The organism is Mesorhizobium sp. B2-4-1, assembly GCF_006442185.1.
Taxonomy (GTDB): Bacteria; Pseudomonadota; Alphaproteobacteria; order Rhizobiales; family Rhizobiaceae; genus Mesorhizobium.
Map to the genome: position 1 here is coordinate 401,007 of NZ_VFVN01000002.1, position 14,471 is coordinate 415,477.

Consider the following 14,471-nt stretch of genomic DNA (forward strand, 5'->3'; position numbering starts at 1 on the left):
CAGCAGTGGCGCGGAATTTTCCGCGCCACTGTTTCGTTGTCGGTCCAGAAGCCTCAATTCAGCGCCCGGATTTGCCGGGGCATCGGTGGTAGGATCGATCGGTCCGGGTGGGTAAAGGCCCAAACCGGCCAACCGACAACGGAGGTGACCATGCCTCGCAACGCACTGCTTCTGGCTTCGCGGCTGCTGCTTGCCGCGCTGTTCGTACCGTCAGGCTTCCATGCGCTCGCCGACATTGCCGGCACATCGGGCTATTTCGCCGGCCTTGGCCTGCCGCTCCCGGGGCTCGCCGCGTGGGGCACGGGCCTGTTCGAGCTGATCGCTGGCCTGCTGATACTCATCGGCTTCCAGACCCGGATCGTGGCTCTGCTTTTGGCCGCCTTCTGCATCGTTGCCGGCTTCATCGGCCATTACGGCCAGGGCGCCGATGATGCGACGCTTGCCTTCCTGCACCAGCAGATGCTGATGAAGGACATCGCGATATCGGGCGGCTTTCTGGCGCTCGCCATGGCCGGCGCCGGCGCCTGGTCGGTCGACGGGCGGGCTGCGGTTTGATATCGCCTAAATCCAAGGGCAGGCCCGGAACCAACCAGACATATGCCCCGGGTTGAACTCTCGATGCCCGAGCCAAGTCGACGCCCGAGCCAAGTCGACCCCCCTCCGTCGAGCTGCGCTCGACACCTCTTCCCCGATCGACGGGGTAGAGGAAGGGCTCGCGTTCGCCAATCTTGGCGCCCCTCCTCTCCCTCCGGACGGGGGAGAGGTGGCTTGGCGAAGCCAAGACGGAGTGGGGGAAGCCGGTCTTCAAACGCGAAGCCGCTGAACAAGTGGCGCGATGGAGTTGGCCGTACCTATTTCACCGAAACGCTCGGCCCGCCTTCGACCGCCAGTACCAGGAGGCGGCCGGTAATTCGCGCCAGTTGCGCCAAGCGCCCGGCGGGCCGCTCGCCATAGAGATCTGCCAGAGATGCCGGCAAGACCAGCGCCAGCACGCCATTGCCGCGCTGCTCCCATTTCAGTCTCGGCATGACGCCGGGCATCGAGGCGGTCAGCAGGTAGACGACGCGCATCGATGCCGCCAGCACCCGCGCCCGCTCCAGATAGCGCGGTGTCGCGAGCGCCTTGATCTCGGGCGCGATGGCTTCGTTGAAGATGCCGTCGTGCCGATAGGCGTTGGCCATCGCCAGATAGGCGCGGCCAGGGTGGTCGACGCCGAAAAAGGAGGCGTGGGCGATGATATTGAGCGATTGCTTGCCGCGATATTCGGGATGCGCGCGCCAACCGATGTCGGCCAGCAATGCCGCGGCGTGGCGGTAGCGCGCCTCGTCCTCGGTCTCGTCGATGCCGAAAGCGGCAAAGGTCTTGGCCGTCCAGTCGACGAGTTCATGCGCATGGGTGACCGAGCGCGAGCGCAGCCGGGCGAGTTCCTCCGATGCCGAGATCAGCGGATCGGCCTTCTGCTCGGCCTGGTCGAGCAGGGAATAGAGGAAGCCTTCGCGCACGCCGAGCGCCGAGACGATGATCTTCGACGGCTGCATCGCCGCCATGATCTCCTGCAGCACGATGGCACCGTAAGGCAGCAGCGAGCGGCGGTTCTTCGAAACGCCCTCGATGCCTTTGATCTTCTCGATCTCGCCTTTGGCCACTTGCCGCAGGAAATTGGCGGCACTTTCGACGCCGATCTCGTAGTGGTGCATGACGCCAAGCGGATAGTTGGTCATCTCCATGTGCAGCCGGGCGAGATTTCGCCAGGTGCCGCCGACGGCATAGAAAGGCCTGCCTTGCCCGCCTTTCAGCAGCTTCGCCCGCCCCAGCTCGTCGCGCACGATTTTCGCTGCCTGCGTGAGGGAGTTCTTGGCCATATCCTGGAGGCGCAGGCCGCCCAGCGGCAACGTTATGCCGTCGCCGATCGCTTCGCCATTGACGTCGACCAGTTCAAGGCTGCCGCCGCCGAGGTCACCCGCGATACCGTTGGCCGGATGAAAGCCGCAGATGACGCCGAGCGCGGAATAGTAGGCTTCCTCGCGGCCGCTGATCACGCGGATCTCGGTCTTGAGCACGTCTTCGGCGCGGTGGATGAAATCGGGGCCGTTGACGGCCTCGCGGGCGGCCGCGGTCGCCAGCACGTACATGTGCTCGGCACCGGCCTGGTCGGAGAGCGCGCGGAAACGGCGGAACTCCTCCATCGACCGTGTCACGCCCTCGGGGTCGAGCTTTCCCGTCGACACGATGCCGCGGCCGAGGCCCGCCAGCATCTTTTCGTTGAACAGCATGGTCGGCGAGCGCGCCAGCCCCTCATAGACGACAAGGCGGATCGAATTCGAGCCGATGTCGATGATGGACAGCGGTCGGCGATCCTGCAGCCGGCCCTGGGAATCGGACAGCATCAGGCGGCGGCGTTCTTCTTGCGGCGCTTGAATTGCGCGATGCGCTTCGGCGCATGCGATTTCAGCGCATCACCCCGTCCCGACAGGCTCGGATTGGTCATGAAATATTCCTGTGCGTTGAACGGCTCCTCGCCCTCCTCGAGCACGACGCGCCGGGAGGTTCCATCAGCCAATACGTCGAAACTTTGCTGATTGTCCATGATGTTGCCGAGCATGATCTGGCCCAGCACCTGTTCATGCACAGTTGGGTTGGTGATCGGCACCATGGTCTCGACGCGACGGTCGAGATTGCGCGGCATGAGGTCGGCCGAGGAGATGTAGACCACCGCCTCGTCCGACGGCAGGCCGTGGCCATTGCCGAAGCAATAGATGCGGCTGTGCTCGAGGAAACGGCCGACGATCGACTTGACCCTGATGTTTTCCGACAGGCCCGGCACCTGCGGCCGCAGGCAGCATATGCCGCGCACGACGAGGTCGATCTCGACGCCCGCTCGGCTGGCGTCGTAGAGCGCGTCGATGATGATCGGATCGACAAGGGCGTTCATCTTCATCCAGATGCGTGCCGGCCGTCCCTCGAGTGCGTGGGCGACCTCATCGGAAATGTGCTGCAGGATACGGTTCCTCAGCGTGAAGGGCGAGATCGCCAGCCGCATTTCGGCGGTCGGCTCGGCATAGCCGGTGATGAAGTTGAAAAGCTGGGCGACATCGCGTGCGATCGTTGCATCGGTGGTGAAGAAGGACAGGTCGGTGTAGATGCGCGCGGTCACCGGATGGTAATTGCCGGTGCCCAGATGCACATAATTGCGCAGCTTGCCGTCCTCGCGCCGCACCACCAGCGACATCTTGGCGTGGGTCTTGAGCTCGAGGAAGCCGAACACGACCTGGACGCCGGCGCGCTCGAGGTCGCGCGCCCAGCGGATGTTGGCCTCCTCGTCGAAGCGAGCCTTGAGCTCGACCAGTGCCGTCACCGACTTGCCGGCCTCGGCGGCGTCGACCAGCGCACGCACGATCGGGCTGTCGTTGGAGGTTCGGTAAAGCGTCTGCTTGATCGCCACCACTTCCGGGTCGGCCATCGCCTGGCGCAGGAACTGCACCACCACGTCGAAGGATTCGTAGGGGTGGTGGACGATGATGTCCTTCTCGCGGATAGCGGCGAAGCAATCGCCGCCATGCTCGCGGATGCGCTCGGGGAAACGCGGATTGTAGGGCGTGAATTTGAGGTCGTCGCGGGCAACGGCGACGATCTCCGAAATCTGGCTGAGCGCCAGCGGGCCGGTCAGGACGCTGATGCGGCTCGACGAAACGCCGAGTTCGCCGGCGACGAATTCGCGCAGTTCGGCCGGCATGAGCATGTCGAACTCGATGCGAATGACGGAGCCGCGGCGGCGGCGCTTTAGCGCGGTCTCGAACAGGCGCACGAGATCTTCCGATTCCTCCTCGACCTCGATGTCGCTGTCGCGAATGATGCGGAACGTGCCGGAGCCCTTGACCTCGTAACCCGGGAACAACTTGCCGATGTAAAGGCCGACCGCCTCTTCCAGCGGGATGAAGCGGACATGGTGCTTGCGGTCCGGCAAACGGATGAAACGCTTCAGCGCCACCGGCAGGCGCAAGAGCGCGCTCATCTCCTCGCCGTTCTTGCGATGGCGAAGCTGCAGCGCCATCGAGAAGCCGAGATTGGGGATAAACGGGAACGGATGCGCCGGGTCGATCGACAATGGCGTGAGAACAGGAAACACCTGGTCCTGGAAGTGCTCCTCCAGCCAGGCCTTCTCGTCCTTGGTCAGCGCGTCGCGGGTGATGCTCTCGATGCCTTCCTTGTTGAGCAGCACGGTCAGCGCCGAAAGGCTTTTCTGCTGGTCTTCCTGCAACCGTTCGACCTCGCGCAGCAGCTGTTCGAGCTGCTGTTCGGGGGTACGCCCGTCCGGACTTCTCAACACGATGCCTTCGCGAACCTGGCCGGCCAGGCCGGCGACGCGCACCATGAAGAACTCATCGAGATTGGCCGCGGAGATCGACAGGAAACGTACCCTCTCCAGCAGCGGATGGTTTGTGTTCTGCGATTCCTCGAGCACGCGGCGGTTGAACTGCAACCAGGAGAACTCGCGATTGACGAAACGATCCGGATTGCCTTCCGGGCTTGCCGCTTCCGCATTGATGAACTCGCTCTGGACCGGCTTCAGTTCGTTCATGGTTCCTGCTCTTCCCACGTCTGGTTGCTTCGCCGCTTTCGGGCGGCGCCCAGGCTGTTGCGCCTGGCCGCGATGCTCCAGCCGGTTAACCGGCTTAACTTATCCTCTGACAGGCTTTTGCGACAGTTTCATTTCATCGAACTTGCAAACAGGCCGGTTATGATCCAAACGCTGAGCAGACTGCGCTAAAGGAGACGACGATGGCAGGCGGTTCCATTCCCCATTTCCAGAACGATGCGGGCCATCCGGCGATCGATATCGGAGTCAAGGAATTCATGTGCACCGGCGCCAACCCGCCTTTCGACCATCCGCATGTGTTTCTCGATATGGGCGACGACAATGAGAAGGTCTGCCCCTACTGCTCGACGCTCTACCGCTATTCGCCGAAGCTGACGGCGATGGAAACGCTGCCGGCCGGCTGCCTCTACATCGACCAGGCCGCCTGACTTCCAGCGGCCCGGCCAATGGCAGACGCACAGTCCCGGCAAGTCATCATCGCCGGGGCGGGTATTGCCGGGCTGACCGCGGCGTTGGCTTTCGCCGAGCGGGGCTATCCCGTACGGATCTTCGAACAGGCGCAGCGCCTAGAAGCGGCGGGCGCCGGCATCCAGCTTTCGCCCAACGCGACACGCATCCTGCGTGAGCTCGGCGTACTCGACGCACTTCTTCCCAATGCCGTCAGGCCGGAAGCCGTGGTGCTGAAGGATGCGGCAACCTTGGGCGAACTGGCGCGCGTACCTTTTGGACGAGCCGGCGAGGCGCGCTGGGGTGCGCCCTACCTCGTGGCGCATCGAGCGGACCTGCAAAACGCGCTGATGGCGCGCGTGGCTGCCATGCCCGATGTTCATCTCACTACTGGTGCGCGCCTTGGCAGCGTCACGATCAGCAGTTCAGGCGTCACCGCGGCAGCCGATGTGGGTGGCAGGCTCGTCGCGGCGGAAGGTTTCCTTCTGGTCGGCGCCGATGGCGTCTGGTCGTCGATGCGCGGACTTGCCGACCAAGGAAGGAAAACCAGGCTTGCGAAAAGCCACTTCTCCGGCGAACTGGCCTGGCGGGCAACCGTCAGCGCAGACAGTCCTGCCGGGCAAGCTTTTGCAGAGATCGGTGCGCCGGACTGCGTCACCACCTTCCTGCATCCCGGCTTTCACATGGTCGCCTATCCCGTCAGCAAGGGCAGCGCCATCAATCTCGTCGCTTTCACCAGGGGCGAGCGTATCGCCGAAGGCTGGTCCGGCCATGCCGATCCCGCAATCCTGGCCGGCGCCATGCGCCGCACCGCGCCGGCGCTGGCAAGGCTTGCGGAGTTGGCCGGCCCTTGGGCGGCCTGGCCGGTCCATACGGTCGATCAGAAGCCGCCATGGGTAAGGTCGGGCCGCATCGCACTGGTCGGCGACGCGGCGCATGCCATGACGCCGTTCGCGGCACAGGGCGCCGCGATGGCCATCGAGGATGCCGCCACGCTTGCCGACGTCATGGCCGCCTCCCCTGCCGATCTCGCCGGAAGTCTTCAAATCTGGGAAGGCCTGCGCCGGCCGCGCGTCGTGAGAGTGGCACGTCGCGGCGCCCTCAACCGCCTTGCCTGGCATGCCTGGGGTCCGGTGGCGTTGGCGCGCAACCTTTTCCTGAAAATGCGGGCGCCGGAGAAGCTCGCCGCGGATTTGGACTGGCTTTATGGGTGGCGGGCCTAGAACTCGAACGAGGCGTTGGCGTTATCTGCGCGACCTACCAATTATACAGCCTCAACGACCACCCGAGCGAGACCGGCAACGGGTTCCACCAACCGGTGCGCAGGCCGGCGGTTCGCAAGGCGGCCGCGGTCCAGGTGTTGCAGCCGGCCAGCGCATTGAAATGGCCGTTCGCCTCATAGAAGCGGTCGAAATTGGAATAGGCGGCCCCTGCGATGACGATCGGCCCGCCTGGTCCTTGCTGAAAACTCGCATCGATGAAGTCGAGCAATGCCGCAAAGCGGTCTTCCGGGATGTCGAAACCGGCGACGTCGGGTCCGGAGATATTGCCGGCGACCTCGACATGCATCACTGAAGCGTCAACCGTCAGGGCCTTGAATACGGGCATCGCCTTCAGCTGCGACCAGGTCGGCGTCTCCAGGTAGAAGGCGCGGCCGCCCCAGCCGAAGACGATGTAGCGCACCTCGGGCGCGTCGGAAGGCTGGCCGGCAGCGGCGAGGAAGCGAAAGCGCCGGCGCACGCCATCATCGACGGGAATGGCGATGTCGGTGTGGATCGGATTGCTCAGCACCAGAATGTGCCTGGCGCCCTCGCCGGCCGCGGCAGCCGGCCAGAGTGGCCGCGGCACCAGCGTGCCGAGTGCCGCGACCAGCACCACCGCGGCAACCAGCACGGCCAGGAAACGAAGGCGTTTTCTCATCCGGGCATAGTTCTTGCGATTCCATCACGTTTCAATCGAAACGATCCGATCGGCCAAATGTGAAAAAGCCCGACCGTGGCGCGGCCGGGCTCCTTCCATTTCGACGAAGCAGCGCTCAGTGCAATATCTGCGACAGGAACAGCTTCGTGCGCTCGTGGCGCGGGTGATCGAAGAACTCGGCCGGCGTGTTCTGCTCGACGATCTGGCCCTGATCCATGAAGATCACCCGGTTGGCGACTTTCCGCGCAAAGCCCATCTCGTGGGTGACGCACAGCATGGTCATGCCTTCCTCGGCAAGGCTAACCATGGTCTCCAGCACTTCCTTGATCATTTCCGGGTCGAGTGCCGAGGTCGGCTCATCGAACAGCATGATGCGCGGGTTCATGCACAGCGAACGAGCGATCGCCACGCGCTGCTGCTGGCCGCCGGAGAGCTGGCCCGGATATTTGTTGGCCTGCTCGGGGATCTTGACGCGCTTGAGGAAATGCATGGCCATCTCCTCGGCCTGTTTCTTCGGCGTCTTGCGCACCCAGATCGGCGCCAGCGTGCAGTTCTCCAGGATGGTCAGGTGGGGAAACAGGTTGAAGTGCTGGAACACCATGCCGACCTCTCGGCGCACCTCGTCGATCTTCTTGAGATCGTTGGTCAATTCCTTGCCGTCGACGAAGATCTTGCCCTTCTGGTGTTCTTCGAGCCGGTTGATGCAGCGGATCATGGTGGACTTGCCGGAGCCGGACGGGCCGCAGATGACGATGCGCTCGCCGCGCATCACCTTGAGGTTGATGTCCTTCAGCACATGGAACTCGCCATACCATTTGTGCATGGCGATGATGTCGATGGCGACATCGGTGGTCGAGATGTGCATCTTCGCGGCATTGACCTTGATCTCTTCCGCGCTGACGGCGTTTTCGGTGGCCATGAACCAATCCCCTTTTTATCGTTTGTAACCGGTGTCGAGCCGGCGTTCCGTATACATTGAATAGCGCGACATGCCGAAGCAGAACAGCCAAAACACGAAGGCGGCGAACACGAGACCGGATTTCGCGGTCTGCGGCGTCGCCCAGTTGGCGTCCGAGAAGTTCTGCTTGACGACGCCGAGCAGGTCGAACATCGAAATGATGAGGACCAGGCTGGTGTCCTTGAACATGCCGATGAACGTGTTGACGATGCCGGGAATGACCAGCTTCAGCGCCTGCGGCAGCACGATCAGTCCCATCTTCTGCCAATAGCCGAGGCCGAGCGAATCGGCGCCCTCATATTGGCCCTTGGGGATCGCCTGCAGGCCGCCGCGCACCACTTCCGCCATATAGGCGGCGGCAAACAGCGACACGCCGATCAATGCCCTCAGATACTTGTCGAAGGTGACGCCGGCGGGCAGGAAAAGCGGCAGCATGACGCTGACGAAGAACAGCACTGTGATCAGCGGGATGCCGCGCACAGCTTCAATGAAGATGATGCACAGCATCTTGACGATCGGCATCTTGGAGCGCCGGCCGAGCGCCAGCACGGTGCCCAGCGGCAGCGACACGGCGATGCCGACGAAGGACAGGCTGAGCGTGATCAGCAGCCCGCCCCACCGCGACGTCTCGACATGCGGCAGGCCGAACACGCCGCCGACCAGGAGGAAGAAAGCAACGATCGGCAGCACGAGGAAAAGCAGGATGGCGTTCAGGCCCTTGCGCGGCACGCTGGGGATCAGCATCGGCACCAGCAGCGCCGCGAACAGTATGGCGACCAGGATCGGCCGCCAGCGCTCCTCGACCGGATAGGTGCCGAACATGAACTGGCCGAACTTGGCGTTGACGAAGGCCCAGCAGGCACCGCTCCAGCCATCGGGCTGGATGCCGCCTTGCGCCACGGTCGCGCAGACGGTCCGGTCCGGCCCGGTCCACTGGGCATTGATGAAGGCCCAGTTGATGACCTGCGGCAGGACCCAGGCGACGATGATGATGCCGAGTACGGTGAGGATGGTGTCGCCGACCGAACCGACGAGGTTCTTGCGGACCCAGGCATACAGGCCACGCTCGCTGATCGGCGCCGGCTCCGCCAGGACCATTTCGGTGCGCACCCAGGACATGTCGTGTTCCTGCATGGCCCTACCTTTCCACCAACGCCATTCTGGCATTGACCACGTTCATCACGGCGGAGGTCACCAGACTGAGTATGAGATAGGCGATCATCATGATCAGCACGCCCTCGACCGCCTGGCCTGTCTGGTTGAGCACCGTGCCGGCGGTCGCCGTCAGGTCCGGATAGCCGATGGCGATGGCCAGCGAGGAGTTCTTGGTCAGGTTGAGATACTGGCTGGTCAACGGCGGGATGACGATGCGCATGGCCTGCGGCACCACGACCAGCCGCAGGATCGATCCCGACCGCAGCCCAAGTGCCGCGGCGGCCTCGGTCTGGCCCTTGCTGACACCCCTGATGCCGGCCCGCACGATCTCGGCGATGAAGGCCGCCGTGTAGCAGGACAGCGCCAGATAGAGCGACAGGAACTCCGGCTTGACCTGGAAGCCGCCGGTCAGGTTGAAGGTCGACTGTTTCGGAAAATCGAAGCTCAGCGGAAAGCCGCTCAGCGCATAGGCGAGCAGCGGCAGGCCGACGATGAGCGCCACGGATGTCCAGAACACGGGAAACTGCTGCCCCGTTGCCATCTGCCGCTGGCGCGCCTTGCGGGCGACGAACCAGGCCATGGCGATGCCCACGATGAGCGCCACGAATATCAGCCAGGAGCCCTCGCCCCAGACGGCGCGCGGAAAATAGAAGCCGCGCTGGTTGAGGAAGGAACCGAAAGGCAGGTTATAGCTCTCGCGCGGCGGCGGCAACACGGCCAGCACGCCCGAATACCAGAAGAAGATGACCAGCAGCGGCGGGATGTTGCGGAAGATCTCGACATAGACCGTGCAGATCTTGCGGATCAGCCAATTCTGCGACAGCCGGCCGATGCCGATGACGAAACCGATAATGGTCGCGGTGACGATGCCGGCCACGGCGACGATGATGGTGTTGATCAGGCCGACAATGATGGCGCGACCATAGGTCGAATCCGACGTGTAGGCGATCGGCGTGTCCGAGATGTCGAATCCGGCGCGGCCCCTGAGAAAGCCGAAACCAGAGGCGATGTGAAGACGCTGCAGATTGTCGATGACGTTCTGCACGATCCACCAGACAGAGCCGAACAGAACGACGACGACCAGTGTCTGGAAGAAGAGACTGCGGACTTTCGGGTCGTTGATAAAGGAGCCGCGACTTGTGTCCTCGCGAAGGACTTCCTGCGATGCCATATCACCGTCCCCTGTGAAAGAGAAACCGGAAGGCAGATGGTTCTGCCTTCCGGATCACATTTCGATCAGCGGATCGGCGGAGCGTATTGCAGGCCGCCCTTGGTCCACAGCGCGTTGATGCCGCGGGCGATCTTCAGCGGGCTGCCCGAGCCGACATTGCGATCGAACATTTCGCCGTAATTGCCGACCGCCTTGACGATGTTGACGACCCAGTCGTTGGAGACGCCGAGATCGGTGCCGATCTTGGTGTCGGCTTCCTGGCCAAGCACGCGCTTGATCTCAGGGCTGGCCGAGTTCTTCATCTCGTCGACATTGGCCTTGGTGATGCCGAGTTCCTCGGCGTCGAGCAGCGCGAAATAGGTCCACTTGACGATATGGTACCACTGGTCATCGCCCTGGCGCACCGCCGGTCCGAGCGGCTCCTTGGAGATGATCTCCGGCAGCACGACGTGATCGGCCGGCGCACCCAGCGTCAGGCGGATGCCGTAAAGGCCCGACTGGTCTGTGGTGTAGACGTCGCAGCGGCCGGCGTCATAGGCTGCGTTGACCTCTTCGAGCTTCTCGAAAACGACCGGATTGTACTCCATCTTGTTCGCCTTGAAGTAGTCGGCGAGGTTGAGCTCGGTGGTGGTGCCGCTCTGCACGCAGACGGCGGCGCCGGACAGCTGAAGCGCCGAATTGACGCCCGGCAGCTTCTTGGCGTTGATCATGAAGCCCTGGCCGTCATAGTAGGTGGTGCCGATGAAGTTCAGGCCAAGTGCCGTGTCGCGGTTAATGGTCCAGGTGGTGTTGCGCGACAGGATGTCGATCTCGCCCGACTGCAGCGCGGTGAAGCGCTCCTTGGCGCTGAGCGGCGTGAACTTGACCTTGGAGCCGTCACCGAAGACGGCGGCCGCCACGGCGCGGCAGAAATCGGCATCGATGCCTTGCCAGTCACCCTTGTCGTCCGGCGCCGAGAAGCCGGCCAGGCCCGTCGAGACGCCGCACTGGATGAAGCCCTTCTGCTTGACCGTGTCGAGCGTGGTGGCTGAAGCCGTTGAAGCCACGGCTCCAAGCGCGGCGGCTCCAAGGATGCCGATTGCAATGTGTTTCATGACCCACAGACCCTTTTCTGTTTTCAGGCAAACCTGATCTTTTTTTCCCGCGTGAACGCAGCTTTTCGTTCCGGCCCATTTCCGGAACTCCGCATCGCAGTCGACGCGCCGCCTCCCATTCACGAACAGCATCGAAGGCGATAATTCCTGTGAGGTCAAGGAAAATGACCGAATTCAGATGGGTTTGAAAATCGTTTGCCGCAATTGCCTGAATCGCAGACAAACGCGCCCGCAATTTAGTCACAAGCGCGAATAAAGCCGGCGAAGCTCGCCCTACGCCAGGCTGCGCTCTGTCCGCAAAAAATCCATCCGCCCGATTACTCTGCGTTACTGTGCTCTGCCGGCCGGTTGCGTGCCGATGTCTGCGCCCTCTGGCTGGATCTGGGTCATGGTGAGGTGCGCTTTGCGCTATCAGGCGACGCATGCCGCTGCCGGCGGCGGGCTTTCTGGCCGCGGCATTACCGCTTGCAGTCGGCCTGCGGCGGCTCGGCAATTGGCACATTCGAAGTCGGGGTCCTGGCGAAAGCCGGCTGTTGCGCGGTCCATGTCGCCGCACTATGGCTAGCGGCTTACCAAAAAAGGCGACGACGAATGGCAAAAGACGGCAACGAGCCGGTGACTGGCAAAATGGGCATCAACACGCGGCTTGCCCATTCGGGCAACAACCCGCACGACTATTTCGGCTTCGTCAATCCGCCTGTCGTGCACGCCTCCACGGTGCTGTTCCGCAATGCCGCCTCGATGGCTGGACGGGACCAGAAATACACCTACGGCACGCGCGGCACACCGACCACCGACGCCTTGGCCCAGGCCATAGACGCGCTGGAGGGGTCGGCCGGCACGATCGTGGTCCCGTCGGGCCTGGCGGCGGTGACGGTGCCGCTGCTTGCCTTCGTTTCGGCGGGCGACCACCTGCTGATCGTCGACAGCGTCTATCATCCGACGCGCAACTTCTCCGACACGATGCTGAAGCGGCTCGGCGTCGAGGTCGAGTATTATGCTCCCGGCATCGGCGCGGGCATCGCCGCCTTGATCAAGCCGAACACCAAGGTGGTGTTCACGGAATCGCCGGCCTCAAACACGTTCGAGGTGCAGGACATACCAGCCATCGCGAAGGCCGCGCACGCCGCCGGTGCCATCGTCATGATGGACAATACCTGGGCGACGCCGCTTTATTTCCGTCCGCTCGACCATGGCGTCGACATCTCGATCCATGCGGCGACGAAATATCCCGCCGGTCATTCGGACGTGCTGCTGGGTACGGTGTCGGCCACCGAGGCCTGCTGGAAACAGCTGTATGAAAGCTTCTGCACGCTTGGCTGCTGCGCCGGACCCGACGACGTCTACCAGGTGCTGCGCGGCTTGCGCACCATGGGCGTGCGCCTCGATCACCATCAGCGCAGCGCGCTCGCCATCGCGGCATGGCTGGAGGGCCAGAAGGGCGTCGCGCGCGTGCTCCACCCTGGCCTTCCCAGCCATCCCGACCACGCGCTGTGGAAGCGTGACTTTTCCGGCTCCAGCGGCATCTTCTCCATCGTGCTTGCCGGCGGCGGCCAGAAACAGCAGCACGCGTTCCTCGACGCATTGCGGATCTTCGGTCTCGGCTACTCCTGGGGCGGTTACGAGAGCCTTGCCGTGCCGGTCTGGCTCGGCGACCGCGTCGTTGCCAAGGGCCCCTATGAAGGGCCGTTGATTCGTCTCCAGATCGGCCTCGAGGATGTCGAGGACCTCATGACCGATATTCTTCGCGGGCTCACCGCCGCCGCAGCGGCCTGACGCGACCTCTCGGACCGATACCAGCAACGCCCGCAAGGCCTTGACGCGATTGAGCAAACGGGGGCCGCACGCGGCGCCCCGGTCCGGCCATTTCGGCAATATTATTCTCCCCATCCGCAGTTTTGCGGATTTGTTTGACTTCCAAATTGCCGGCTTCCGCTTCATTGCGGCAGCGGAAATCATTCCCCAGCCACCGCACCAAGAGCCTGCCCATGGCGTTCCGCCTCTTTGTTCCCATTCTTGCCGGCGCGACGCTGCGCGAACGCATCATCGCCTGCGTCGGTGCGATGATCGGCATTGCGCTGACTGGCGCGATCAGCGGACTCACACTGGGTAGCGGCCCACATGTGCCGCTGCTGGTGGCGCCAATGGGAGCATCGGCGGTGCTGTTGTTCGCGGTGCCCGCCAGCCCGCTGGCGCAGCCCTGGTCGATCATCGGCGGCAACACGATCTCGGCGCTTGTCGGCGTGATCGTGGTGCAATTCGTGCACCAGCCGGTGCTCGCCACCGGTATTGCGGTAGCGCTGGCGATCGCCGCAATGTCGTTCACGCGCTGCCTGCATCCACCCGGGGGTGCGGCGGCATTGACCGCGGTGTTCGGCGGCCCAGCCGTGATCAGCGCCGGCTTCCTTTTTCCTTTCGTGCCGGTGGCGGTCAATTCGATGCTGCTGGTGGCGCTTGGCTACGGCTTCCACAAGCTGGCCCGGCGCAACTACCCGCACGTGCCGGCCCCGGCGCCGGTAAACAGTCACGGCACCATCGATCCGCCGGCGCAATTGCGTGTCGGTTTTCGCTCCGAGGACATCGACGCCGCGCTTGGAGCGCTCGACGAGACCTTCGACATCGATCGGGGCGATCTCGACCGGCTGCTGCGGCAGGTCGAATTGCAGGCCATGGTGCGCGAGCATGCGACGTTGCGGTGCCAAGACATCATGTCGCGCGACGTCATCTCGGTGGACGAGCACACGCCAGCCGCCGCTGCGCGCCAATTGCTGCTTGACCACAACATACGAACCTTGCCGGTGGTGGATGCCGAGGCAAGGCTGGCCGGAACCGTGGGCTTGCGGGAACTGACACTGGCGGCCGGCACGGTCGGAACCGTGATCTCGCCGGCGGCAACCGCAACTGCCGGCTCGAACGCCATGGCGCTGCTGCCAGTGCTGACCGACGGGCGCAGTCACGCCGTCATCATCGTCGACGATAAAAACCACATCCTCGGGCTGATCACGCAAACTGATCTGCTGGCCGCGACGGCGCGGATGCAAAACACCGGCACGGAGCCGGCCAAAGTGCTAGCATAGGTAGCCAGGCGATCGGCCCGGCGTGATTTTTCGGGAACCTTTTTTCGAAACC

Annotated in this window: 12 protein-coding genes; 5 read left to right on the forward strand and 7 right to left on the reverse strand. The window is 63.5% G+C overall.

Features of this window, described 5'->3' with window-relative positions:
• The first annotated feature begins 150 nt into the window (after positions 1–150).
• Entirely contained in the window at positions 151–555 is a 405-nt protein-coding gene (locus tag FJ949_RS06585; protein ID WP_140494304.1) for a DoxX family protein, read from the forward strand.
• Between the two features lie 296 nt (positions 556–851).
• On the opposite strand, the gene ppx is transcribed toward FJ949_RS06585, so the two are convergent.
• Both ppx and FJ949_RS06595 read right to left on the reverse strand, forming a co-directional pair.
• On the reverse strand, positions 852–2,387 hold the full coding sequence (gene ppx / locus FJ949_RS06590) for an exopolyphosphatase (RefSeq protein WP_140494306.1): 1,536 nt from the start codon (positions 2,385–2,387) through the stop codon (positions 852–854).
• Positions 2,387–4,579, reverse strand: a complete 2,193-nt coding sequence (locus FJ949_RS06595; RefSeq protein WP_140494308.1) for an RNA degradosome polyphosphate kinase — start codon at positions 4,577–4,579, stop codon at positions 2,387–2,389. The genes ppx and FJ949_RS06595 overlap by 1 nt, the downstream gene beginning before the upstream one ends.
• Before the next feature lie 200 nt (positions 4,580–4,779).
• Between FJ949_RS06595 and FJ949_RS06600 the strand changes: the two genes are divergently transcribed.
• Both FJ949_RS06600 and FJ949_RS06605 read left to right on the forward strand, forming a co-directional pair.
• Positions 4,780–5,025: a zinc-finger domain-containing protein gene (locus FJ949_RS06600; RefSeq protein WP_140494310.1), complete on the forward strand. Its 246-nt coding sequence runs from the start codon at positions 4,780–4,782 to the stop codon at positions 5,023–5,025.
• A gap of 18 nt (positions 5,026–5,043) precedes the next feature.
• Positions 5,044–6,267 carry an FAD-dependent monooxygenase gene (locus FJ949_RS06605; RefSeq protein WP_140494312.1) on the forward strand — a complete coding sequence of 408 codons (1,224 nt, stop codon included), beginning with the start codon at positions 5,044–5,046 and terminating at the stop codon, positions 6,265–6,267.
• 34 nt (positions 6,268–6,301) lie between these two features.
• Here FJ949_RS06605 and FJ949_RS06610 read toward each other — a convergent pair whose 3' ends face one another.
• The 5 genes from FJ949_RS06610 to FJ949_RS06630 form a co-directional block, all read right to left on the reverse strand.
• A complete protein-coding gene (locus tag FJ949_RS06610) occupies positions 6,302–6,964 on the reverse strand; it encodes a TIGR02117 family protein (RefSeq protein ID WP_140494313.1) in 663 nt (220 codons plus the stop codon).
• A gap of 115 nt (positions 6,965–7,079) precedes the next feature.
• Complete coding sequence (locus FJ949_RS06615; protein ID WP_140494315.1) at positions 7,080–7,883, reverse strand: amino acid ABC transporter ATP-binding protein; 804 nt, start codon at positions 7,881–7,883, stop codon at positions 7,080–7,082.
• A 15-nt stretch (positions 7,884–7,898) separates the two neighbouring features.
• The gene (locus FJ949_RS06620) at positions 7,899–9,056 is read right to left on the reverse strand and encodes an amino acid ABC transporter permease (protein ID WP_140494317.1); all 1,158 of its coding nucleotides are present in this window, start codon (positions 9,054–9,056) and stop codon (positions 7,899–7,901) included.
• Positions 9,057–9,060: 4 nt separating this feature from the next.
• Complete coding sequence (locus FJ949_RS06625; protein WP_140494318.1) at positions 9,061–10,248, reverse strand: amino acid ABC transporter permease; 1,188 nt, start codon at positions 10,246–10,248, stop codon at positions 9,061–9,063.
• A gap of 65 nt (positions 10,249–10,313) precedes the next feature.
• On the reverse strand, positions 10,314–11,342 hold the full coding sequence (locus FJ949_RS06630; RefSeq protein ID WP_140494320.1) for an amino acid ABC transporter substrate-binding protein: 1,029 nt from the start codon (positions 11,340–11,342) through the stop codon (positions 10,314–10,316).
• Between the two features lie 591 nt (positions 11,343–11,933).
• Here FJ949_RS06630 and FJ949_RS06635 point away from each other — a divergent pair.
• Entirely contained in the window at positions 11,934–13,118 is a 1,185-nt protein-coding gene (locus FJ949_RS06635; RefSeq protein ID WP_140494322.1) for a cystathionine beta-lyase, read from the forward strand.
• Between the two features lie 212 nt (positions 13,119–13,330).
• Entirely contained in the window at positions 13,331–14,419 is a 1,089-nt protein-coding gene (locus tag FJ949_RS06640) for an HPP family protein (protein ID WP_140494324.1), read from the forward strand.
• The last annotated feature ends 52 nt before the right edge of the window (positions 14,420–14,471 follow it).